The organism is Actinocatenispora comari (assembly GCF_017312725.1).
In the GTDB taxonomy this organism is placed as follows: Bacteria; Actinomycetota; Actinomycetes; order Mycobacteriales; family Micromonosporaceae; genus Actinocatenispora; species Actinocatenispora comari.
Window position 1 is genome coordinate 79973 of sequence record NZ_BOPO01000130.1, and the last position, 23156, is coordinate 103128.

Annotated in this window: 22 protein-coding genes and 1 pseudogene; 5 read left to right on the forward strand and 18 right to left on the reverse strand. The window is 73.0% G+C overall.

The genetic code is table 11. The features are described from left to right. Positions 1-100: 100 nt before the first annotated feature. Positions 101-1657 (reverse strand): aldehyde dehydrogenase (NADP(+)), encoded by a 1557-nt coding sequence (locus tag NUM_RS32505; RefSeq protein WP_225919003.1) that lies wholly within the window; start codon positions 1655-1657, stop codon positions 101-103. 473 nt (positions 1658-2130) lie between these two features. Here NUM_RS32505 and NUM_RS32510 point away from each other — a divergent pair, with 473 nt between their 5' ends. Beyond that, positions 2131-2880: a DUF1269 domain-containing protein gene (locus NUM_RS32510; protein WP_207128753.1), complete on the forward strand. Its 750-nt coding sequence runs from the start codon at positions 2131-2133 to the stop codon at positions 2878-2880. 113 nt (positions 2881-2993) lie between these two features. Here the strand turns inward: NUM_RS32510 and NUM_RS32515 are convergent, their stop codons facing one another. The 4 genes from NUM_RS32515 to NUM_RS32530 form a co-directional block, all read right to left on the reverse strand. Then, positions 2994-3917 (reverse strand): endonuclease/exonuclease/phosphatase family protein, encoded by a 924-nt coding sequence (locus NUM_RS32515; protein WP_207128754.1) that lies wholly within the window; start codon positions 3915-3917, stop codon positions 2994-2996. Between the two features lie 4 nt (positions 3918-3921). After that, positions 3922-5013, reverse strand: a complete 1092-nt coding sequence (locus tag NUM_RS32520) for an adenosine deaminase (protein ID WP_207128755.1) — start codon at positions 5011-5013, stop codon at positions 3922-3924. A gap of 140 nt (positions 5014-5153) precedes the next feature. Continuing rightward, positions 5154-5966, reverse strand: coding sequence for an ankyrin repeat domain-containing protein (locus NUM_RS32525; protein WP_225919004.1), 813 nt, complete (start codon positions 5964-5966; stop codon positions 5154-5156). Further along, a complete protein-coding gene (locus NUM_RS32530; protein ID WP_207128756.1) occupies positions 5963-6412 on the reverse strand; it encodes a GlcG/HbpS family heme-binding protein in 450 nt (149 codons plus the stop codon). Before NUM_RS32530 ends, NUM_RS32525 begins: the two co-directional genes overlap by 4 nt. Before the next feature lie 418 nt (positions 6413-6830). Between NUM_RS32530 and NUM_RS32535 the strand changes: the two genes are divergently transcribed. Then, positions 6831-8069, forward strand: coding sequence for a sensor histidine kinase (locus NUM_RS32535; RefSeq protein ID WP_207128757.1), 1239 nt, complete (start codon positions 6831-6833; stop codon positions 8067-8069). Then, on the forward strand, positions 8066-8683 hold the full coding sequence (locus NUM_RS32540; RefSeq protein WP_207128758.1) for a response regulator: 618 nt from the start codon (positions 8066-8068) through the stop codon (positions 8681-8683). Before NUM_RS32535 ends, NUM_RS32540 begins: the two co-directional genes overlap by 4 nt. A 52-nt stretch (positions 8684-8735) precedes the next feature. Here the strand turns inward: NUM_RS32540 and NUM_RS32545 are convergent, their stop codons facing one another. From NUM_RS32545 to NUM_RS32590, 10 genes and pseudogenes are all read right to left on the reverse strand, one after another. Beyond that, positions 8736-9416, reverse strand: coding sequence for a DUF4272 domain-containing protein (locus NUM_RS32545; protein ID WP_207128804.1), 681 nt, complete (start codon positions 9414-9416; stop codon positions 8736-8738). 189 nt (positions 9417-9605) lie between these two features. Next, positions 9606-9953: a cupin domain-containing protein gene (locus NUM_RS32550; protein WP_207128759.1), complete on the reverse strand. Its 348-nt coding sequence runs from the start codon at positions 9951-9953 to the stop codon at positions 9606-9608. Positions 9954-10013: 60 nt separating this feature from the next. Further along, complete coding sequence (locus tag NUM_RS32555; RefSeq protein ID WP_207128760.1) at positions 10014-10721, reverse strand: ATP-dependent Clp protease ATP-binding subunit; 708 nt, start codon at positions 10719-10721, stop codon at positions 10014-10016. Positions 10722-10777: 56 nt separating this feature from the next. After that, positions 10778-12055, reverse strand: coding sequence for a thymidine phosphorylase (locus NUM_RS32560; protein WP_207128761.1), 1278 nt, complete (start codon positions 12053-12055; stop codon positions 10778-10780). A 59-nt stretch (positions 12056-12114) separates the two neighbouring features. Beyond that, positions 12115-12534: pseudogene (locus tag NUM_RS32565) on the reverse strand (cytidine deaminase); the annotation flags it as partial. A 1-nt stretch (position 12535) separates the two neighbouring features. Further along, complete coding sequence (locus tag NUM_RS32570) at positions 12536-13819, reverse strand: ABC transporter permease (RefSeq protein ID WP_207128763.1); 1284 nt, start codon at positions 13817-13819, stop codon at positions 12536-12538. Beyond that, the gene (locus tag NUM_RS32575; RefSeq protein WP_207128764.1) at positions 13819-15249 is read right to left on the reverse strand and encodes an ABC transporter permease; all 1431 of its coding nucleotides are present in this window, start codon (positions 15247-15249) and stop codon (positions 13819-13821) included. Before NUM_RS32575 ends, NUM_RS32570 begins: the two co-directional genes overlap by 1 nt. Further along, complete coding sequence (locus NUM_RS32580) at positions 15242-16843, reverse strand: ABC transporter ATP-binding protein (RefSeq protein ID WP_207128765.1); 1602 nt, start codon at positions 16841-16843, stop codon at positions 15242-15244. The genes NUM_RS32575 and NUM_RS32580 overlap by 8 nt, the downstream gene beginning before the upstream one ends. Positions 16844-16960: 117 nt before the next feature. Beyond that, complete coding sequence (locus NUM_RS32585) at positions 16961-18028, reverse strand: BMP family lipoprotein (protein ID WP_207128805.1); 1068 nt, start codon at positions 18026-18028, stop codon at positions 16961-16963. Between the two features lie 182 nt (positions 18029-18210). Then, entirely contained in the window at positions 18211-18486 is a 276-nt protein-coding gene (locus NUM_RS32590; protein WP_207128766.1) for an SCO4848 family membrane protein, read from the reverse strand. A gap of 508 nt (positions 18487-18994) precedes the next feature. Between NUM_RS32590 and NUM_RS32595 the strand changes: the two genes are divergently transcribed. Continuing rightward, positions 18995-19318: a hypothetical protein gene (locus NUM_RS32595; RefSeq protein WP_207128767.1), complete on the forward strand. Its 324-nt coding sequence runs from the start codon at positions 18995-18997 to the stop codon at positions 19316-19318. Between the two features lie 207 nt (positions 19319-19525). Here the strand turns inward: NUM_RS32595 and NUM_RS32600 are convergent, their stop codons facing one another. Continuing rightward, complete coding sequence (locus NUM_RS32600) at positions 19526-20548, reverse strand: hypothetical protein (protein ID WP_207128768.1); 1023 nt, start codon at positions 20546-20548, stop codon at positions 19526-19528. Positions 20549-20646: 98 nt separating this feature from the next. Between NUM_RS32600 and NUM_RS32605 the strand changes: the two genes are divergently transcribed. Beyond that, positions 20647-21243 carry a TetR/AcrR family transcriptional regulator gene (locus tag NUM_RS32605; RefSeq protein ID WP_207128769.1) on the forward strand — a complete coding sequence of 199 codons (597 nt, stop codon included), beginning with the start codon at positions 20647-20649 and terminating at the stop codon, positions 21241-21243. Positions 21244-21320: 77 nt separating this feature from the next. Here the strand turns inward: NUM_RS32605 and NUM_RS32610 are convergent, their stop codons facing one another. Continuing rightward, positions 21321-21833 (reverse strand): 2'-5' RNA ligase family protein, encoded by a 513-nt coding sequence (locus NUM_RS32610; protein WP_207128770.1) that lies wholly within the window; start codon positions 21831-21833, stop codon positions 21321-21323. 181 nt (positions 21834-22014) lie between these two features. After that, positions 22015-23028, reverse strand: a complete 1014-nt coding sequence (gene trpS / locus NUM_RS32615; protein WP_207128771.1) for a tryptophan--tRNA ligase — start codon at positions 23026-23028, stop codon at positions 22015-22017. Positions 23029-23156: the final 128 nt, after the last annotated feature.

Here is a 23156-nt window from a genome sequence, read left to right on the forward strand (position 1 = left end):
GCCGGCCCCGGATCGTCCCGGCGGGCGCGGATCGCGGATCCCCGGCGGGAGCGGGGCCGGCTCGGCCGGCACGCGCGCCGCCGGCCGGATCGGCAGCGGGTCAGCCGCGGACGACCGGGCCGTCGCCGAGCACGCCGTTCAGCCGGCGCGGCAGGCCGAGCGGGTTCGCGTCCCGCAGGGCGGCGGGCAGCAGCGCGTCCGGCACGTCCTGGTACGCCACCGGGCGCAGGAACCGGCGGATCGCGGTGACGCCGACCGAGGTGAACAGCGGCGCCGTGGTCGCCGGCCAGGGGCCGCCGTGGTGCTGCGCCCAGGAGACCGCCACGCCGGTCGGCCAGCCGTTCCACAGCACCCGGCCGGCCCGCTCGGCGAACGCCTCCAGCAGCGCCGCCGGCAGCTCCGGCTCGGTCGCCTCGCCCTGGATGGTGCCGGTGAGGCTGCCCGGCAGCAGCTCGATCGCGCGCAGCAACTCGTCGGCGTCCGCGTACTCGACGATCAGCGAGACCGGGCCGAAGCACTCCCGCAGCAGCTCGTCGGCGTGCGCCACCAGGGTCGGTACGTCGACCGCGAGCAGCGCCGGGTTCGCCCCGAAGCCCGGACCGTCCACGGTGGACGGTGCCAGCAGCGGCCGGACGCCGTCGACCGCGGCGAGCTCCCGCACGCCCGCGTCGTACCCGGCCCGGATCCGCGCGTTGAGCAGCGGCGCGACGGTGGCCGCCCGGCTCGCCTGCACCAGCGCCTCGGTCAGCGCGTGCCCGGTGGGCAGGAACAGCAGCCCCGGCTTGGTGCAGAACTGGCCGCTGCCCATCGTGTACGACCCGACGAAGCCCTTGGCGATCTCGGCGCCGCGCACCGCGACCGCGGCCGGCGTGGCCACCGCCGGGTTCAGCGACCCCAGCTCCCCGTAGAACGGGATCGGATCCGGCCGCGACGACGCCAGGTCGAACAGCGCCCGGCCGCCGCCGAGCGAACCGGTGAAGCCGACCGCGGTGATCGCCGGATGCGTGACCAGCTCCCGGCCGGCCTGCTCCCCGTGCACCACGGCGAACGTCCCGGCCGGCGCGCCGGCCGCGGCGAGCGCCGCGGCGACGACCTCACCGGTACGCACGGACGTGACCGGATGGCTCGGGTGCGCCTTGACCACGACCGGGCAGCCGGCCGCGAGCGCCGACGCGGTGTCGCCGCCGGCCACCGAGAACGCGAACGGGAAGTTGCTCGCCGCGAACACGGCGACCGGCCCGAGCGGCAGCAGCAACCGGCGCAGGTCCGGCCGCGGCGGCGTCGCGCTCGGGTCCGGCAGATCGACCGTCGCCTCGCAGAACGAGCCCTCCTCGACCGCGTCGGCGAACAGCTCCAGCTGCGCCGCGGTCCGGGCCAGCTCGCCCGGCAACCGCGGCGAGCCCAGCGCGGTCTCCGCGTCGGCCAGCTCGATCAGCTCGGCGTCGCGCTCGCGCAGGGCGGTCGCGACCGCGCGCAGCAGCGCGGCCCGCTCCGGCAGGCCCAGCGCGGCCAGCGGGCCGGCCGCCTCGGCCGCCGCCCGGGCGGCCGCGTCGAGGGTCGCCGGATCCGTCGCCGGCACCGGCGACCCCACCTCCGCGCCGGTCCGCGGGTCGTACCCGCGCAGTTCCTCCGCCGCTCGTACGACCTGCTCGGTCACCTGCTGCCTCCCCGACCGTCGGTTCCGTGACCGGCGCACCACCCCGGTACGTCGATGTCGGCACCGACCCTAGTCCGCAACGGCCGAATCGTCCCCACGACCCGTGCCGCGCGGATGGGCCGCGGCACCCGGGGACCGCCGGGTTCGGGAGGCGGCCGGTACCCGGGTCAGGAGCCGTCGCGGCGGATCGCGCGGATCGCCTTCACCAGGACCAGGATCGACAGCACGGCAAACAGTACGGTGAACACAGTGGTACGCATTTCCCCCACCTCGGAATGTCGTCCGCCTCCCCCAAGGCCGGACCCAGCCAGTTCAACACGCTCGTGACCTGCAAAGACACGCAGGTGCGGACAATGAGTGCCGCGCCACTGTCCGCAACCGGAATCGGCCGCCGGGCGTGAAGAACGACCGTGCGGCCACCGCGCCGACGAGCCGCTAGGCTTGCCCCAGGAGCTGGATGCCGGGAGGGGTCAGTGGCCGAAGAGAATGCCCGCAAGCTGGTCGTCATCGACTTCGACGACGCGATGCGCGCCCAGGAGTTCCTGCTGGCCGCGACGCGGCTGGTGAAGGAGGGGCAGCTGACCCTGCACGACGCCGTGTTCGTCAGCCGCGGCACCGACGGCCGGTCCATGGTGCGGGAGACGACCGATCTCACCCCGGGCCGGGGCGCGCTCGGCGGCGCCATGTGGGGCGTGCTGATCGGCACCTTGCTCGGCGGCCCGATCGGCGCGCTGGTCGGCGGCGCCGCCGCCGGCGGTGGCGGCGCGCTGCTCGGCAAGCTGATCGACACCGGCATCAAGGACCACGAGGTCAAGCAGCTGCGGGAGACCGTCCGGCCCGGCACCACCGCGTTGGCGTTGCTGGTCAGCAACGTGTCCACGGCGGCGCTGCAGAGCGAGCTGGAGCGCTTCCCCGGCGCTACGATCATGCAGTCGGAGCTGCCGGAGAGCGCCCTGCACGTGGTGCGCGACGCGCTCGACGCGGCGCCGGCCGAGGTCTCGCACGACCCGAACATCCGGATCGGACTGGACGATCCGCCGCCGGCCGCCATCCCGACCGACCCGAACATCCGCATCGGGCTGGACGAGCCGGCCCGGCCGCCGGCCGACGAACCACCGTCCCGGCCGGTCGCCCCGCAGGACCCGACCGCACCGCCGACCGAGCAGCCGTCCGGCCCGCCGCGCAGCAGCACCGAGCCGAACGGCCCGACCACCCCGGCCTGACCGCACCGGTGCACCGGTCGGGCGACGCCGGTGCACCGACCCCGCCGGGCCGGACGACGTCCGGTGGCGGCTCGACCGTTCCAGGCCGAGCGGCCGCCAGCCGGACGAGGGTGTCAGCTGACCGCGAGGTCGGCGACGAGGATCCGGTGGCTGGTGCCGCCCAACTGGTAGGTGTCGATGTCCCGCGGCCTGACGCCGCGGTCGAGCAGCACGTGGTCCACCGGCGTCGGCGGCACCGGCCACCCGGCGTACGTCGGCTTCAGGCCGGCGCCGACCCCGATCGCCGCGTCGTCGTAGCCGTTGTCCTCCAGCTGCCGGAACGCCTGGTTGTCCTGGGTGGCGTTGAAGTCGCCGAGCAGCAGCTGGCTCCCCGACTCGGTGGTACGCGGCAGCGCCGACAGGTCACGGGTCCAGTCGCCCACGGTGGACCCCAACATCGGCGTACGGGTGTGCACCGAGACGACGTCGAGCGTGGTGTCGCCGACCCGCACGCTGGCCCGGGCCAGCGTCGAGGTGGTACCGGACAGGCTGCTCGCGGTGAGGTTGCCGGCCGAGTACAGCCCGGTGCCGGTGGTCTTGTCCGCCGGCTTGAGCACCTGGCTCGGCAGGTACTTGTCGATCCCGGCCCGGCGCAGCGCACTCACCGCGCCCGGGGTGAGCTCCTGCACCGCGAGCAGGTCGGGCTTGGCCGACGCGATGCGCCGCACCAGGCCGGCCGCGTCCGCGCCGCCCTCGTGCAGGTTCACCGTCATCACCCGCAGCTGGTAGCCCTGGGGTTTGGGCACCGGGCCGACCGCCCACCGCGGCAGCAACGCACCCGCGTACGCGATGGTCACCAGGACCATGAAGATGCCGAGCTTCTTGCGGCCGCCGGCGAACAGGATCAGCATGCCGAGCAGGCTGAGCCCGGTCAGGTACGGCACGAAGACCATCGCCTGCACGAACGGGGTGATCCGGTCCCAGCCGGCCCAGCGCACCACGATGACCACGGTGAGCAGGACGATCAGGACCCAGCCGAGCGCACGCAGCAGCCGCACCGGCTCAGCCGATCAGCTTCGCGTACGCCGGCTTGATCACGTCGTTGATCAACGCCAGCCGCTCGTCGAAGCCGATGAACGCGCTCTTCATCGCGTTGACGGTGAACCACTGCAGGTCGTTCCAGCCGTACCCGAACGCGTCGGCCAGCAGCGCCATCTCCCGCGACATGCTGGTACCGGACATCAACCGGTTGTCGGTGTTGACGGTGACCCGGAACCGCAGGTCGTGCAGCAGCCCGATGGGGTGCTCGGCGATCGAGGCGGCGGCCCCGGTCTGCACGTTCGACGACGGGCACAGCTCCAGCGGGATCCGCTTGTCCCGCAGGTACTGGGCGAGCCGGCCGATGCGGTGCCCGTTCGGGGTGCGGGCGATGTCGTCGACGATCCGCACGCCGTGGCCGAGCCGGTCGGCGCCGCACCACTGGATCGCCTGCCAGATGCTCGGCAGCCCGAACGCCTCGCCGGCGTGGATGGTGAAGTGGAAGTTCTCCCGCTGCAGGTACTCGAAGGCGTCCAGGTGCCGGGTGGGCGGGAAACCGGCCTCGGCGCCGGCGATGTCGAAGCCGACGACGCCCTCGTCCCGGAACTCGACCGCCAGCTCGGCGATCTCCATCGACCGGGCCTGGTGGCGCATCGCGGTGAGCAGGGTGCCGACCCGGATCTGGTGGCCGGCCTCGGCGGCGCGGTGGCTGCCGATCGCAAAGCCGGACAGGACCACCGCCACCACCTCGGACAGGCTCAGCCCGCGGGCGGTGTGCTGCTCCGGCGCGAACCGGACCTCGGCGTACACGACGCCGTCGGCGGCCAGGTCCTCGGCACACTCGGCGGCGACGCGCTGCAGGCCCTCCGCGGTCTGCATCACCGCCACGGTGTGGTCGAACGTCTCCAGGTATCGCTCCAGCGAGCCCGAGTTCGCCGCCTCGACGAACCAGCGACCCAGCTCGTCCGGGTCGGTCGAGGGCAGGTTGTCCGTGTAGCCGATCTCGCCGGCCAGCTCGATGATGGTCGCGGGCCGCAGCCCGCCGTCCAGATGGTCGTGCAGCAGGACCTTGGGTGCCTGCCGGATCTCGTCGATCGTGGGTACTGGTCGTGCCATGTACCGACCCTAGTCGCTCGGTGCGGGCGGCGACATTTCGGCTACCGCGTGGCGGCCGGAGGTCACTCCTTCGACCACCACGCGGGGTCCGGTGTCCGCCGGCCGTTCACCGGACGCCGGCGGCGCCAGCGACGCACCGCTCACCGGGCACCGGCGGCGCGGAGCTGGCCGGCGATCTGCTGCTGCCCGCGGGAGATCGCGTGCCGCAGCGGCGTGACGCCGTCCCGGTCGGCCAGGTTCACGTTCGCACCGTGCCGGATCAGCGACCGCACCACGCGCTGGTGCGCCTCGCCGCCGTCGCCGAGCAGTACCGCCTCCAGCAGCGCGGTCCAGCCCAGGTTGTTGACGTGGTTCACGTCGATGTCGGTACGGGCGAGCACCGCCTCGACGTAGTCGGCGTGGCCGCGCTCGGACGCCGGAATCACCGCGGTCCCGCCGTACCGGTTGACGATCGTGGTGTCCGGCCGGGCCGGCCGCAGCGCGTCGAGCATCGCCACGCTGCCGGTCACCCCGGTCACCAGGAACGGCGTGTCGTGCCGGTCGTCCAGGGCGTCCGGGTCGGCGCCGGCGGCGAGCAGCGCCGTGGCGGCGGCCACGTGGTCGGCCGCGGCGGCCCGCAGCAGCGCGGTACGCCGGTGCGCGTCCCGCACCTCGATCCGGGCGCCGTCGGCGAGCGCGGCGCGCACCCCGTCGGCGTCGCCCCGGCCCGCCGCGGCCAGCAGCGCCGCGTCCGCGGACGGGTTGGGGCTCGCCGCCGGCGACCGGCTCGGCGCACCGGGCCGCGCGGCACCCGACGACGCGGACGGGCTGGTGGTGGGCATGTCGGTTCCTTTCGCCTCGGGGTGGGCGCCCTGGCAGGCCGCGAGCACCAGCGGCACCGCGACCGCCAGGGCGGTCAACGCCCGTACGGCTCGGGGAGCGCCGGCCGACGCTCCCCGGTCCGGGCGCGTCATCGTCCCTGGATGGCGGCGAGCCCGGCGGCCGCGTACTTCTCGTCCAGCGAGCCCTGCGGCGCGCCGCCGACGCCGATGCCGGCGACCGGCGCCCCCTTGACCGTGACCGGTACGCCGCCGGCCAGGAACAGGGTGCCGTCCATGTCCCGCAGGGTCGCCCCCGGCTCGGTGACCCGCTTCGCCAGGTCGGAGGTCTTCGCGTTGAACGACACGGCGGTGAACGCCTTCTCCTGCGACGACGAGCCGGTCTGCGGGCCGGAGCCGTCGCCGTGCAGCTGCACCCGGACGTTGCCGGCGCGGTCCACGACCGTGACCGTGACGTGCTGGCCGTCCTGCTCCGCGGCGTCCAGCGCGGCCTGGGCCGCCCTGGTCGCCGCGTCGACCGTCAGTACCTCGGTCTGCTGGGTGATCGCCGCCCGGCCGCTCCGGACGGTTCGGCGCCGCATCGGCGCCGGTCGGGTGGCTCAGGCCGAGCGCGGTGACCCCGGCGGCCGCGGCCACCCCGACGCCGGCCAGGGCGACCCTGCTGCGGGAGATGCTCTTGATCATCGGACGTGTCCCTTCGGATGCATGCGGTCCCGGCGCCCTCGTGGCGTCCGGGTTGCGATGGGCGGCTCGTCGCCGAGGCGTGGCACCAGGCGCTGCCACGGCGGCTCGGCGCCATTCGGTGCACCCGCCCGGTCGGGCCGGCTGCCGGGCCGGCGACCGGAACCCGTGGGGGGCACCGGGCGGGTGCATCTCCACCATGGCGCCGCGGCGGGGCGGGCGAATCGCGCCGACGATGGGGCTCGACGGCACCGGCCGGCGGCCCCCGATCAACCTTTTGATCGATGCCGGTACCGGCCCCGGCGCTAGCGTGGGTGCGTGACTGGTGAGGGCCACGGCGGTGCCGATCCGACCGGTACCGGCCGGGTCGGGTCCGGTCCGTCCGGATCGACCGACTCCGCGTCGATCGAGGCGCCGGCCTGGCTGCGGCCGGTCATGCACGCCGGCTTCTACCTGCTGCTGGTCGCCTCGGCGACCCGGTTCGTCGGCCATCACGGCTGGCACGGCGCCACCCCGGCGGTGACCGGCCTCGGCGCCGGCCTCGCCGTCGCGTACGCGCTGGGCATGCTGCTGCCCGCCCGCGCGCCCCGGCCGGTACGGGTGGGCTGGCTCGGGCTGGTGGTGCTGCTGTGGGTGGCCCTGGTGGTGGCGGCGCCGAGCTTCGCCAGCTGCGCGGTGCCGCTGTTCTTCGTCGCGTTGCCGGTGCTGTCGGTCCGGGCCACGATCGCGCTCGCCGCGGTGCTCACCGCGGTGGTGATCGTGGCGCAGGTACGGCTGGGCGCGGCGGTGGAGCCGAGCCTGTTCCTGACCCCGGTGGCGATCGCCGGCGTGACCGTCGCCGGGTACGCCGCGCTCGCCGCGCAGACCCGCCGGCAGCGCCGGCTGATCGCCGAGCTGGTCGCCACCCGGGACGCGCTCGCCACCGCCGAACGCACCGCCGGCGTGCTCGCCGAGCGGGGCCGGCTGGCCCGGGAGATCCACGACAGCCTGGCGCAGGGCTTCTCCAGTACCCGGATGCTGCTGCAGGCCGCGCAGCGGGCGTGGGAGTCGGATCCGGTCGCCGCCCGCGGGCACGTGGCGCGGGCCGAGGCGGCCACCGCGGACAACCTGGCGCAGGCGCGCCGGGTGATCAACGACCTGACGCCGCCGGAGTTGGCCGGCGCCCGCCCGCTGCCGGAGGCGCTGCGCGAGCTGGCCGACCGCGCCGACGCCGACCTCACCGTGACGGTACGGGTGGACGGCACGCCCGGGCCGGTCGCACCGCCGGTGGCCGCGGCGCTGCTGCGGATCGCGCAGGGTGCCCTCGCCAACGTCCGGGAGCACGCGCACGCGCGCACCGCGGTGCTTACGCTGTCCTATGTGGACAACGGCATCGCGCTCGACGTGTACGACGACGGGGTCGGCTTCGAGCCGTCGCGGGTCCGGCCGGACGGGGTGCGCGGCAACGGGTTGCGGCTGGCGGCCGACCGGCTCGCCGAGCTCGGCGGCACCCTGGCGGTGGAGAGCGAGCCCGGCCGGGGCACCGTGATCGCCGCCGCCGTACCGGACGCACGATGATCCGGGTACTGCTGGTCGACGACCATCCGGTGGTGCGTGCCGGCATCGTCGCGCTGCTCGGCGGCGTGGCCGACCTGGAGGTGGTCGGCGAGGCGTCCACCGGGGCGGAGGCGCTGTCGCTGGCCGCCGCGCTGGCCCCGGACGTGGTGCTGGTCGACCTGGCGCTGGGCAGCGGGATCGACGGGGTCGAGGTGATCCGCCGGCTCCCGGACGGCACCAACACCCTGGTGCTCACCACGTACGACTCGGACGCCGACCTGGATCGCGCGGTGTCCGCCGGCGCCAACGGGTACCTGCTCAAGGCCGGCCCGCCGGACGACCTGTACCAGGCGATCCGGACCGTCGCCGCCGGCGGCACCGCGCTCGCCCCCGCGGTGGCGAACCGGTTGATGCGCCGGCTGCGCGACCCCGGTACCGCGCTGTCGGACCGGGAGACCGACATCCTGCAGCTGGTCGCCGAGGGGCTGGCCAACCGGGACATCGCGGCCCGGCTCTACCTGAGCGAGGCGACGGTCAAGACACACCTGGTGCACGTGTTCGGCAAGCTCGGCGTCGACAGCCGTACCGCGGCGGTCGCCGAAGCGGTCCGCCGCCGCCTGATCCGCCTGGACTGACGCGCCCCGCGAAGCGACCGATCGCACGCCGGGCGGCGACGCGGGTAGCGGGTCAGACCGAGAGGTCGACGTCGTCCCAGTTCGGCGGGTCGTCGTGGTACGGGCCGCGCAGCACCACCGCCCACTCCAGCGCCCAGCGGCGGGCACCGATCGCGACCGGCGGTACCGGTCCCGGCGTCGGGTCGCCGTGCCGCTCGCCCTCCTGGTACGCCCAGTCCAGGCAGCAGTACAGGTCGAGCAGCGCGGCGGCCTCGGCCGGGTCGCGCCGCGTCGGGGGCAGCCGGGTCAGCCAGCCGTCGAACGCGGCCGGGTCGGCCCACGGGTCGGGCAGCAGGATCTCCAGCCGCCCCGACCGGGGCAGCAGCGGATCCAGGTCGTCGGCGAGGCCAAGTACCCAGACCAGCCCGTGCAGCGTGTCGCGTTGCAGGTCGACCAGTGCCGGGTCGCCGACCCGGCCGGCGATGTAGCGCCACTCCCGCCGGCTGACCCGGTCCAGCAGCCGGGCCTCCCGCAGCCAGCGCATCGCGCCGCGCCGCGGCAACCCGTCGTGCACCGCCAGCAGCACGGTGAGGATCGCGGCCCGGCAGCCGAGTTCGCGCCGCGGTCGGATCGCCACCCGGTCGCCCGGATCCCAGATCAGCGGGTACTGCGGGGGCGGCAGCCGGACGCCGAGCCGGCTCAGCTCGTCGAGCGTGCCCCGCCGTACCTCGGTCGGGTCCGGGGCGAGCGCCATCCGGTCCAGGATCGAGCCGTCCACGCCCCCGTCACCTCCTGCGTCGTGCCGGGTCGGCGAGACCCGAAATCAACCTCTCGGTGATCAACGCGGCACGCAGCGTTTGATGACGCGGGTGAGCAGTGGAGTGCCCTTATCGGTGGACCTCGCCGGGCGGCCCGTCGCCGGCGCCGCCCGGGGCCGGCGCGATCAGGCGCGGTGGGCCAGGTCCGGAGCGAACGCCGGCAGGCAGACCGCGACGTACTCGGCGCCCTCGGTCGTGGTGTACCGGATGGTCTCGCCGGCGCGCGCGATCACCGCCTGGCCGGCCGCCACCTCGATCACCCCGCCGTCGTGTTCCACCCGGAGCAGACCCCGCAGCACGACCGTGTACTCGTCGAAGTCCGGGGTCTGCGCCGGCTCGTCCCAGCCGGCCGGGGCGATCATGTGGGCCACCGACACCGCCTCGGTGCCGCTGTTGACGCGTCCCACGTACTCCTTGATCACCTTGCCGCCGGGCACCGGGATCTGGGTCGGTGTGCTGATCAGTTCAGGCATGTGCCGAGCCTAGGAGGTCCGCCCGGAACGCCCGCCGGCGACCGGACCGACCGCGGCCGGTCACGGGGTCTGGTTGCGCTCGCGCACGATCCCGGCGATCTGCTCGACCACGTTGTCCTGCACCGCCTGGTGGGTGATGTCGCGCTCGGCAAGCAGCCGGGCCGCGACCGACGGGTCGTCGTCCGGGCCGGCGGCGAGCAGGCCGAGCAGCAGGTGCTCGGTACCGATGTAGTTGTGGTTCAGGCGGATCGCCTCGTTCATCGCGCCGGTGAGCGCGGCCATCGCCTTCGGCGTGAACCGCGGCTTGCCCTGTACCGGGCTCGCCGGGCCGAGCGCCGCGGTCGCCGCGTCCCGGATCTCCGCGAGCGGTCCGCCGACCGCGTCGAGCGCGATCGCCGCGACGCTCTGGGCGTCCGCGCACAGCGCCAGCAGGATGTGCTCGGTGCCCATGTAGCTGTGCCGGTGCTCGATCGCGATCGCCTCGGTACCGGTCATCACGTGCCGGGCGCGGGCGGTGAAGCGCGAGAAGTCGGGTGAGAAGCGCTTCTGCGCGGCCTGCTTGCTCACCCCGCCGAGCGCCTGCCCGATCTGCGCCCAGGAGACACCGGACACCCGCGCGGTGTCGACGAAGTGACCGATGAGCTGGTCGCCGAGCGCGCTGAGCTCGCCGGCGCGACGGGCCGCGCTGGCGAGCCGCTCCACGGGATCGTCGGTGGTGGAGTTGACCTGGTCGATGAGTGCCCCCAGGGACACGATGACGTCTGCCATGCGTCAACCATAAGTTGACGCATGGCAGATCGTCAACCGGTCGTTGACGTCAACCGTCAGCTGACCCGATCCAGGACCAGCGGCCGGCGCGGCGGGGCCGCGTCGGCGACCGTGATCGCGCCCCGCAAGTCGTCCAGCGCCGGCGCGATCCGGGCCGGATCGTCGGCCCGCAACTCCGCCAGCACGTCGCCGCGCTCCACCCACTCGCCCGGCTTGCGGTGCAGCAGCACCCCGGCCGCCGCCGACACCGGGTCCTCCTTGCGGGCCCGGCCGGCACCCGCCCGCCACGCCGCGATGCCCACCCCGTACGCGTCCATCGTGGCCACCACGCCGGCCCGGTCGGCGCGCAGCAGCTCGGTCTCCGCCGCGGTCGGCAGCGGCGCGTCCGGGTCGCCGCCCTGCGCCCACACCATCGCGCGCCACGAGTCCATCGCCGTACCGTTCGCCAGCGCCGCCTCCGGGTCGACATCCGGCCGACCCGCCGCGGCGAGCATCTCCCGGGCCAGCGCCAGCGTCAGCTCCACCACGTCGGCCGGACCGCCACCGGCCAGCACCTGTACCGACTCCGCCACCTCGATGCCGTTGCCCACCGCGAGGCCCAGCGGGGTGGCCATGTCGGTGAGCAACGCGACGGTACGCACCCTGTGCGCGCCACCGAGCTCCACCATCGTGCGGGCCAGCTCGCGGGCCGAGTCGGCGTCCTTCATGAACGCGCCCGAGCCGACCTTGACGTCCAGTACCAGCGCGTCGGTGCCCTCGGCGATCTTCTTGCTCATGATCGAGCTGGCGATCAGCGGGATCGACTCGACGGTGCCGGTGACGTCGCGCAGCGCGTACAGCTTGCGGTCGGCCGGGGCGAGCGCGTCGGAAGCGGCGCACACCGAGGCGCCGACCTCGCGCAGCTGGCCGACGAACTCCTCGGTGGACAGCCGGACCCGGAAACCCGGGATCGCCTCCAGCTTGTCCAGAGTGCCGCCGGTGTGGCCGAGGCCGCGCCCGGACAGCTGCGGTACCGCCACGCCGAAGCTCGCGACCAGCGGAGCCAGCGGCAGCGTGATCTTGTCGCCGACGCCGCCGGTGGAGTGCTTGTCGACGGTCGGTCGCTGCGCGCCGGACAGGTCCAGCCGCTCACCGGAGGCGATCATCGCCGCGGTCCACCGGGCGATCTCGGCGCCGGTCATGCCGTTCAGCAGGATCGCCATCGCGAGCGCCGACATCTGCTCCTCGGCGACCTCGCCCGCGGTGTACGCGCCGATCACCCAGTCGATCGCCGCGTCGGACAGCACCTGCCCGTCCCGCTTCGCCCGAATCACATCGACCGCAGCAAAACCCATCGTCTCCCCCTCGTGTCCCGTCGTCGGGTCGGCCCGGCGTACCGGCCGGGTCAGCCCGGTGTGCCGGACGACAGGTCGGTGACGTCGAACGCGTGCGGCAGCAGCTCCGCCATCGGGATCGGCGCCGGGTCGGCGTCGACCAGACAGGTCGGCCCGCCCTGCTCCCACAGCAACTGCCGGCACCGGCCGCAGGGCATCAGCGCCGCACCGCGACTGTCCACACAGGACAGCGCCACCAGCCGGCCGCCGCCGGTGGCGTGCAGCGCCGACACCACCCCGCACTCCGCGCACAGCACCACGCCGTACGCGGCGTTCTCGACGTTGCAGCCGGTCACCACGCGGCCGTCGTCGGTCAACCCGGCCGCACCGACCGGGTACCTCGAGTACGGCACGTACGCGCGCGTCATCACCTCGCGCGCCGACGCCCGCAGCGCCGCCCAGTCCACGCCCGGCTCGCGTCGCCCGGCCCCGTCTTCCATGTCAGCTCTTCACGTACGGTTTGCCGTCCGCGGACGGCGCGCGCACCTTGCCGACCAACCCGGCCACCGCGAGGATCGTCGCGATGTACGGCAGCATCGTCAGGAACTGCGACGGGATCACGCTGTTCATCGACGTCAGGTAGCTCTGCAGCGCGTCGGCGAAGCCGAACAGCAGGGCGCCGGCGAGCGCGCCGGTCGGGCTCCACCGGCCGAAGATCAGCGCCGCCAGCGCGATGAACCCGCGCCCGGCCGACATGTCCTTGCCGAACTGGCCGACCGAGCCGATGGTCAGCGCGGCGCCACCGACACCGGCGATCAGGCCGCCGATGATCACGTTGCGGTACCGGACCAGCCGGACCCGGATGCCCAGGGTGTCGGCCGCGGTCGGGTGCTCGCCGACCGCCCTGGTCCGCAGGCCCCAGCGGGTCTTGTTCAGCGCCAGCGTGACGATCACGACGAGCACGATCGCCAGGTACGTGATGATCGTGTTCTGGAACAGCACCGGGCCGATCACCGGGATGTCGGCGAGCAGCGGGATCTTGAGCTGGCCGAAGATCGGCGGCGTGTTGTACGCGGCGGAGTTCGGCTGCATGAACCGGTCGTACAGGTAGCCGGTGACGCCCATCGCGAACACGTTGAGCACCACGCCCAGCACCACCTGGTCGACCAGGTAGCGGATCGCCAGTACGGCGAGGATCGCGCCGATCAGCCCGCCACCCAGCGCGGCCGCGACCAGGCCCACCCAGGCGCTGGCGAAGATCGAACCGAACAGCGCGCCGCAGAACGCACCGGTCAGCAACTGTCCCTCGATCGCCACGTTGATCACGCCGGACCGCTCGCCGAGCACGCCGGCCAGCGAGCCGAGGATCAGCGGCACCGCGAGGTAGAGCGTCTGCTGGGCCAGGCCGACCAGCGGCAGGAAGTGGCCGGCGATCTGCCAGCACAGGAACGACAGCACGAACGCGGTCACCGCGACCGCGGTCGACGCGCCGAACCGCCGCTTCAGGTACCCGCCCAGCATGCCGGCGCCGACCAGCACGCACACCACGCCGAACGCGACCGCGAACACCCGCGCGGGCAGGTCGATGCCGGCGCCGTTGGACCGCACCGACAGGGTGAAGCGCGCCGTCTCGTGTGCCGGGGTGGCCAGGCCGAACACCACCGCCGCGAACACGCCGGCGAGCAGGTAGACCAGCCCCGCCTTCCGCGACCGGGTCCAGTACCCGTGCACCGCGACGGACTCCGCCACGGCGTCGGAGAGGACCGCCTGTCCTGGGCCGACCATCAGCCGTTCCACCCCTTCGCCAGATTCTGTCCGATCGTGCCGACCCGCTGCGCCCGCAGCCGGAACACCGCCTTCACCAGCGCCGGCGCCGCCACGAAGATGACGATCAACGACTGGATGATCGTCGAGACCTCCAGCGGGATCTGCGAGGTCACCTGCATCTGCGACGCGCCGGCCTGCAGCGCGCCGAACAGCAGCCCGGCCAGTACGGTCCCGACCGGCTTGCCGCGGCCCAGCAGCGCCACGGTGATGCCGTCGAAGCCGATGTTGCCGACCACCGACGGGGTGATCGAGTTCGGCGTGTTGCCCAAAACGATGGCCGCGCCGCCGAGCCCGGCCAGCGCGCCGGCGAAGATCATCACCAGCAGGTAGGTGCGGTCGATGTTGATCCCGGCGGTACGGGAGGCGTTCGGGTTCGAGCCGACCGCCCGGAACTCGAAGCCGAGGGTGGAGCGCCGCAACAGCCAGGACACCCCGATCGCGGCCGCGACCACCAGGATGATCGCCAGGTTCGCCCGCAGCCCGCTGCCGAACAGGTGCGGCAGCTGCGCGTTGTCCACCACCGGCTTGCTGATCGGGTCGTTGCGGCCCGGCTGCTGGATCCCGTGCTGGACCACCAGCCAGGTCACGAAGCTCGGCGCGGCGATGTAGTTGAGCATGATCGTGGTGATCACCTCGTGCGCGCCGAACTTGGCCTTCAACCAGCCGGCGATCAGGCCCCAGATGCTGCCGCCGAGCAGGCCGCCGAGCACCGCCGCGATCACGCCGATCACCGGCGGCCAGGGCAGTACGAAACCGACCAGGCCGGCGCCGATCGCGCCCATCATCGCCTGGCCCTGCGCGCCGATGTTGAACATGCCGGCCCGGAACGCCAGGCCGACCGCGAGGCCGGTACCGATCAGCGGCGCCGCGTAGGTCAGCGTCTCCGAGATCGGCGTCAGCACCTGGGTCCAGCTCGCCATCCCCCACCAGGCGTAGTTCAGCGTCTCCGGGTCGACGATCGAGCCGGTGAACAGCGCCGCGTACGCGGTGGAGACCGCCTGCCACGCCGCCGAGAAGGTGTCGCCCGGCCGGCTGAAGAAGTACTGCATGGAGTCCAGCACCTGCTGGTCGGACAGCGCGATGACCAGCGCACCGACCACCAGCGCCAGGACGACCGCGAGCACCGTGACGGTGGCGGTGTTCGCCGTGGTCAGCGCGTCGATGACGATCGCGGTACGGGTGCGCCGCGGGTCACCGGCCTTCCCGTCCCGCGCTTTCGGCGTGCCGCCCTTCCCGTCCTGTGCCTTCGGCGTGCCGCCCGTCGGCTTCGCGTCGGGGTCGCCGGCCCGGCTCGCCGGAGTGGGCTGACCGGTCGGCTCGTCGTCGCGGCCCGGGGTGTGCCCCGCCGCGCCGGAGTCGTCCGCCGGCTTCTCGTCGTCGCTACTCATCGCCGTCCTCCGCGGCCGACCCGTCACCGGCGGTCTCCTCGGTCACGCCGGCCATCAGCAGGCCGATCCGTTCCCGTGGCGTGTCCGGAGCCACCACCGCAAGCACCTTCCCCCGGTACATCACCGCGATCCGGTCGGCCAGGCCGAGAATCTCGTCCAGTTCGCTGGAGACCAGCAGCACGCCGGCGCCGTTGTCGCGTTCGGCGACGATCCGGGCGTGGATGAACTCGGTCGAGCCGACGTCCACCCCGCGGGTCGGCTGCGCCGCCACCAGCAGCGACAGCGGGCGCGACATCTCCCGCGCCACCACCACCTTCTGCTGGTTGCCGCCGGACAGGGTGCCGGCCGGCGTCGCCTGCGAGGAGGTACGGATGTCGAACTCGTCGATCAGCTCGCGGGCCGAGTCGCGGATCGCGGTCGGCTTCAGCGACAGGCCCCGACCGAACGGGGCGCTCCGGTACCGGTCCAGCACCAGGTTCTCGCCCACGGAGAAGTCGGCGACCAGCCCGTCGTGGCCCCGGTCGGCCGGCACGTACCCGACCCCGCTGGCCAGCACCGCCGCGGTACTGGCGGCCACGTGCCGGGCCGACGACAGCACCGGCCGACCGTCCAGCTCGACCGCGCCGCCGATCGCCGGCCGCAGCCCCATGATCGCCTCGACCAGCTCGGTCTGCCCGTTGCCCTCCACCCCAGCGACGCCGAGGATCTCGCCGCGGTGCACGGTCAGGTCGATCGCGTCGACCGCCCGGTGCCCGCGGTCGTCGGCCACCGACAGCCCGTCGACCCGCAGCACCGGATCGCCGGGTGTCGCCGGCTCCTTGTCCACGGTGAGCTTCACGTTGCGGCCGACCATCAGCGCGGCCAGCTCGTCCTCGGACGCGGACGGCTCGGCGGTACCGACCACCCGGCCCCGGCGCACCACGGTGATCCGGTCCGCGATGGCCTTGACTTCCTTCAGCTTGTGCGTGATGAACACGATCGACTTGCCGGCCGCCTTCAGCGACCGCATCACGGTGAGCAGGTCGTCGATCTCCTGCGGGGTCAGTACCGCGGTGGGCTCGTCCAGGATCAGCAGGTCGGCCTCGCGGACCAGCGCCTTGATGATCTCGACCCGCTGCTGGATGCCGACCGGCAGGTTCGCCACCAGCTCGTCCGGATCGACCCGCAGCCGGTACTCCTCGGACACGGCGGCCACGTCGCGCCGGGCCCGGCGGCGGTCCAGCCAGCCGAACGCGCTGGTGCGCTCGGCACCGAGCATGACGTTCTCCGCCACGGTGAACACCGGAACCAGCATGAAGTGCTGGTGCACCATGCCGATGCCGGCGTTGATCGCGTCCCGCGGCGAGGCGAACTTCCGCGGTACGTCGTCGACGACGATCTCGCCCTCGTCCGGGTCGAGCAACCCGTAGAGGACGTTCATCAGCGTCGACTTGCCCGCGCCGTTCTCCCCGAGCAGCGCGTGGATCTCGCCCGGCTCCACCGTGAGGTCGATGCGGTCGTTCGCGACCAGGTCACCGAACCGCTTGGTGATGCCCCGCAGTTCGAGTTTCAGCGTCCCGCCCCTTCTCTGCCGGCTCGGCGGACGACAGCGCACCGAGCCGTAGGTGACGCCTCGGCGGCGGTACGGCAGGTGCTGCCGTACCGCCGCCGGGCGGCGCCGGAGGTCGCGGACCGGGATCGGCGGGTGGCCGAACGGTCCGCGCCGCTCCTGTTACTTGGGCTGCGCCCCGGAGGTGATCGTGATCTTGCCGGCCTTGATGTCCGCGCCGACCTGGGTCACGTCCTTCTGCAGCGCCGCCGGCACCTTGGACTCCCAGTCGTGGTACGGGGCCAGGCCGACACCGTCGTTGCTCAGGTCACCGATGTAGCTGCCGGTCAGCGCCTTGCCCTGCTGACCGCCCTCGACCGCCTTCTGCACCGCGGCCGCGATGCCCTTGGTCACCGAGGTCAGGAACGTGGAGCAGTAGTTCTTCGCGCTGACGCAGCCGTCGAAGTCGACGAAGATGGTGGACTGCTTGCCGCCGCTCTTGACCGTCGTCGCCGCCGTGCCCAGCGCGGTACCGCCGGCCACCGGCAGGATGATGTCGGCGCCCTGCGAGATGAACGTCTTCGTCAGCGACTGACCCTTGTTCTGGTCGGTGAAGCTGTTCGCGAACACGCCCTTCTTGGACTTCTCGTTCCACCCCAGGACCTGCACGTTCTTGTGCTTGGCCTTGTTGTAGTACTGGACGCCCTCCCAGAAGCCGTCCATGTAGATCGTCACCGGCGGGATGTTCACGCCGCCGTAGGTGGCGACCTTGCCGGTCTTGCTCATGCCGGCCGCGAGGTAACCCGCCTGGAACGCCGGCTGCGCGGTGTTGAACTGCATCGAGTAGACGTTCGGCAGGTCGACCGAGGCGTCGATGATGGCGAACTTCTGCTTCGGGTTGGCCTTCGCCACCTTGGTCAGCGCGTCCGACATCAGACCGCCGACGCCGATCACCAGGTCGCACTTGGCGTTGACGAACTTCGTCAGGTTCGGCTCGTAGTCCTGCTCGCTGGAGGACTGCGTGTTCTGGATCGCGACCTTGCTGTCGTCCTTCTTCGCGTCCTGCATGCCCTGCCAGGCCGACGCGTTGAACGAGTGGTCGTCGATGCCACCGGTGTCGGTGACCATGCATGCCTTGTACTGGCCGCCGCTGCCGCTGCCGCCGTCGGCCTTCTTCTCCGGCGGCTTGCCACAGCCTGCGGCCAGGGCGAGCGAGAGCCCTCCGACCGCGAGCACCGTGACGAGCCGCACCCCACGCACCCGGCGCAAGACGGTCTCCTTCCGCACCAGCCACCGCTCCGCTGCGGTGGCGTTACCGGTGGGCAGCGTAGTCGTAGCGGACACGCCGCATCGGCGCGGCCTGGCACCCCGGTACCGAGCCGTGACCTGCCCGGACGACAGCGGCCCGGAAGGTCACCTTCGGGCCAGCCAGATCAATGTGTATGTATCTTTCCAGCCTTTTCGTTCGCACCGGCCCGGGCGGCGGCGCGAAACGCCAGCCAGCCGCGCACGCCGAGCACCGCGATGGCGGTACCGAACAGTACGGATGTGGCGATCAGCAGCACGTGCACCCACAGGAACGCGGTCGGCGAACCGTGCTGCCAGGCCCGGTCGTCCTGCCAGACCGCGAGCGCGAACCGGGGCCAGATGATCCAGGTCCACCCGCCGAAGGCGATCAGCAGCGTGGAGGTCAGTCGGGACAGCTTCACCGGGCCAGTATCGCCGCCCTTCTACCGCCCGTCGAAGCCGCCCCGACACGCCGCGAAAAAGACCTTGGCGACCAGCGCGTCGCGGGCGTACTGTTCGAGCCACGTGGGAAAGGAGGTGGTCCGATACATGTGTGGTAAACGGACTCGCGAGGTGGTTGTCCGCTAGGCCGCCGTTCGGACGACTGGAATTGCCGACCCGGCAGCCCCGATGTCAAACACGACGTCGGCGACCGTGGCGGCCGGCGAATCCCAGGCAACCATCCGGCCCATGGGTCCCAGGCTTTGTCCACCTGGGCCTTCCATCTGGAAGGAAGCACCCATGGGTCGCTTCATGTTCGGCCGACGGCCCCGAGGCGGTAGCCCGCCCGGGGCCGTCGCGCTGCCCGGTAGCGTCACTCATGGTTCCCCTGCGGTAGCTGAGTGATTTCACCAGGCATATCAGACACAACCCGTGCAAGCCGGTCGGTATCCCTACGCTGCGGTCACCGACTCGCAGAAAGGCACGGACATGATCCGTCAAGCCACGATCACCATGGCCGCCGGGGCGCTGACCGCCGGCGTGCTCAGCGCGCTCGCCCCCGCTGCCGCCGCCCAGGCGACCACCCATCGTCCAGACACGATCTTCTCCCAGTGCCAGTACACGGTCGTCGTCGACCGGGCCGCGGTGTACGCGGACGCGGACGTCGACAGCCGGGTGGTCGAGTGGGAGCCCCAGGGCGCCACCGGCTACGCGCCGGACGGGTACCTGGTCGGCGACGGCGCCAACTTCGAGTCCGTCTTCGCCGGCTACGTGAAGCTCTCCGACCTGCAGAAGCACGACTGCATCTACTGACAGCCGCCAGCCCTACCGGCACGGTCACCGGCAACTGCCGGCACGGTCACCGGTCCTGGCGACCGCCGACCCCGCCGTACCGGCGACCAGCAGCCTGCCGAGCCGGCGAGCGCCGGCCCCGCCCGGCACGACCGTCACCGGGTCGGACACCGGCGCGCCCCGGCCGGTCCCGGCGATCCCGGGACCGGCCGGGGACGGCACCGCCGGTCAGGCGGCGTTCGGCGCCGCCAGCGGCAGGCGGCGGCGCGGCCGGGCCCTCCCGACCAGCAGCAGGACCAGCCCCAACACCGCCCAGCCGGCCAGTACCGCGAGGGGTGTGGCCGCACCGGCCGAGTCGAAGTAGACCACCGAGCGCAGCAGCGTGCCGCCGGCGCCGGGCGGTAGGTACTGGCCGACGGCGCCCCACCCGGTCGGCAGCAGCGCCGGCGCCGAGGTCAGCCCGGCCAGCGGGATCCCGACGACGAACAGCACGGCCACCCCGAGGCCGGCGCCGGGCGCGCCGAGCAGCGCGACCAGCCCGGCCATACTGCCGGCCACGGACAGCGCCAGGAGCCCGACGACGGCGGCGTTGAGCAGGTAGTCGCCCGGCACCGCACCCAGCGCGTACTGCCCGATCGCCATCGACGCCAGCCCGGCGAGCACGGCGAACAGCAGCACCCCGACGAGCCGCAGCCACCGGGAGGAGATCGCCAGCCCGAGCAGGATGCCGGCCAGCATGCTGGTCATCACCAGCGGCAGGATGCCGATCGACAGCACGACGCCGTTCGGGTCGTCGGAGTCGGTCGGTACCACGTCGGTGACCGTGACGTGCGCGCCGGTGCGCTGCTCGGCGGCCTGGGCGACCTGCCGCAGCAGCGTCGCGATCTGCGGCGACGCGGCCGACGCCACGTGCAGCCGCACCCCGCCGGGGCCGATCAGGAACGCCCCGTACGCGTCCCGCTGGCGCAGCGCGCGGTCGGCCGCGGCGCTGCTCGCGACGGTGTCGACGTCGAACGCGCCGGGCTTGGCGGTGGCGAGCTGGCCGGCCAGCTGGTGCGCGGCGGGTGCCGGGCCGGCCACGACGATCGGCAGGTCGCGGGGGGCGCTGTGCAGCGCCGGCCAGGCGAACATGGTGAGCAGCGCAGCCTGCACGGCGACGACGGCCAGCACGATGCCGACCAGTGGGCCGACGGTGCGCCGGCGGGCGGTGTCGGGCGCCTCGGTACCGGATTCGACGGTGCGGATGTTCATGACCGCTCCAAAAAACGAATGGTCGTTCTCCTTTAGTCCCAGGGTGCGCCGCACGGGTCGCGGTTGTCAAGAACGAACATTCGTTTTATTGTGGCGGCATGCCCCGGGTCTCCGCGGAACACCGCACCGCGCGGCGACGCCAGATCCTCGACGCCGCCCGCCGCTGCTTCGACCGCAACGGGTTCCACCGCACCTCGATGCAGCACATCCTGGCCGAGTCCGGGCTGTCCGCCGGCGCCGTCTACGGCTACTTCCGCAGCAAGGACGAGATCATGACCGCGATCGCCGGCGAGACGATCGGCCAGGTCCTCGCCGGGGTCGGGGCGAGCCTGACCGCCGATCCGCCCCCGCCGGTCCCGCAGCTGCTCGACAGCGTCCTCACCGAGGTCGACCGGCACGTCGGTGAGGGCGGCATCCTGCGGCTCGCGGTCCAGGTGTGGGGCGAGTCGATGCACGACGCGACGATGTCCGAGTTCGTCGCCAGCACGTACGAGCGGCTGCGGGCGCTGTTCGTCGGCTACGCGCAACGGGCCACGGCGGCCGGGGTGCTGCCCGCCGGTACCGATCCGGAGCAGGCCGGCGCGGCGCTGTTCGGGCTGGTCCCCGGCTACATCCTGCAGCGGGTGCTGATCGGCGGGCCGGAGCGGCCGGACTACCTCGCCGGGGTCCGGGCGCTCCTGTCCAGCGCGGAGTGACAGGCCCGCTCAGGGTGGCCCGCCGCAGTCCGGCCCGCAACGGCGCCCCCCTCGACAGACCTCCGCCAGCCAGGCGGTCAGGCGGTCAGGGCGAAGTCCCGGCGGGGGCGCCAGCGACTGTCGCCGTTGTGCACGAACAGCCGGAACCCGACCACGTCGAACCGCACCTCGAAGCCGGCCAGGTCGGCGAACACCTGGTCCAACGCCGGCTGCGACACGTCCTGCGCCACCGTGATGTGCGGGTGGTACGGGTACTTGATGTCGCGCTCGAGCGGGCCGGACCGCACGTCGGCGGCGAGCCGCTCGCACTCGCTGATGCCGGCCGCGACCGCGACGAACACCACGTCGGTGATCGGCCGGAACGTACCGGTGCCGCGCAGCAGCAGGCTGAACCCGGCGTGCCGGTCGGCCACCTCGGCCAGGTGCCGCTCGACCGTCGGCTCGGCGTCGTCGTCGATCTCGGTCGGCGGCAGCAGGGTCAGATGGGTCGGGACGTACTCGGCCTGGGGGTCGCCGGCCTGGGCCCGGCACCTGTTCAGATAGCTGCCCCAGGGTTCGGGAACGTCGATCGCCACCCCGATGACCCGCATCGCGCCTCCAGCAAAAGACCGTGTCACACCACGCCCGACGGCGCCACGCCGGCGAGCGCACCTCCTGCCTCCGAGGTCCCGCGAGGCAGACCCTAACCGGCCGGTACGCCTGTCGTACAGCCCGGCCTCGGGTGTGGGCCACCGGCGCACCGCGAGAACTGGCCGGCCGCCGGCGGTCTCGCTACCCCGCGGCGGGCAGGAACCCGACCCGGTCGTACACCTGGCGCAGCGTGGCGTCAGCCAGCATCCGCGCCTTCTCCGCGCCGACCGCGAGGATCTTGTCCAGCTCCGCCGGGTCGTCCAGGTACGCCTGGGTACGCTCCCGGATCGGGGTGGTGAAGTCGGCCACCACCTGCCCCAGGTCCTTCTTCAGGTCGCCGTAGCCGTGCCCCTCGTACCGCCGTTCCAGCTCGGCGACCGTCTCGCCGGACAGCGCCGAGTAGATCGACAGCAGGTTGGAGATGCCGGGCTTGTGCTCCGGGTCGTACACGATCTCGCGGCCGGTGTCGGTGACCGCGCTGCGGATCCGCTTCGCCGACCGGGACGGCTCGTCGAGCAGCTCGACGATCCCGTTCGGTGAGGACGACGACTTGGACATCTTGCTGGTCGGGTCCTGCAGGTCGGTGATCTTCGCGGTGTCGGCCGGGATGTACGCCTCCGGCACCACGAACGTCTTCCCGAAGTCCCGGTTGAACCGCTGCGCGAGGTCGCGGGACAGCTCCAGGTGCTGCCGCTGGTCCTCGCCCACCGGCACCTCGGCCGCCCGGTACAGCAGGATGTCGGCGGCCATCAGCACCGGGTAGGTGAACAGCCCGACGCTGGCCCGCTCAGCGCCCTGCCGGGCCGCCTTGTCCTTGAACTGGGTCATCCGGCTCGCCTCGCCGAACCCGGTGATGCAACCGAGCACCCAGGCCAGCTCCGCGTGCGCCGGCACGTGGCTCTGCACGAACAGGGTGGAGCGCTCCGGGTCGATGCCGATCGCGAGCAGCTGCGCGGCGGCCACCCGGGTGCGCTGCCGCAGCACCTTCGGCTCGTGCCCGGCGGTGATCGCGTGCAGGTCGACCACGCAGTACAGCGAGTCGTGGGTGTCCTGCATCCGCACCCAGCTGCGCAGCGCGCCGAGGTAGTTGCCGAGGTGGAACGAGTCGGCGGTGGGCTGGATACCGGAGAACACGCGCGGTCGAGCATCGGGCATGCCGCAATTGTGTCAGCAGCCCGACAGCGCGCTGCCACCCGTCCCACACCTTTCCGGAAAGTCGCGCACGGGGTCGCCGTCCTCGGCAAGCGCTTGCCGGACGGCGACCCCGTGCGCGGCGGGTACCC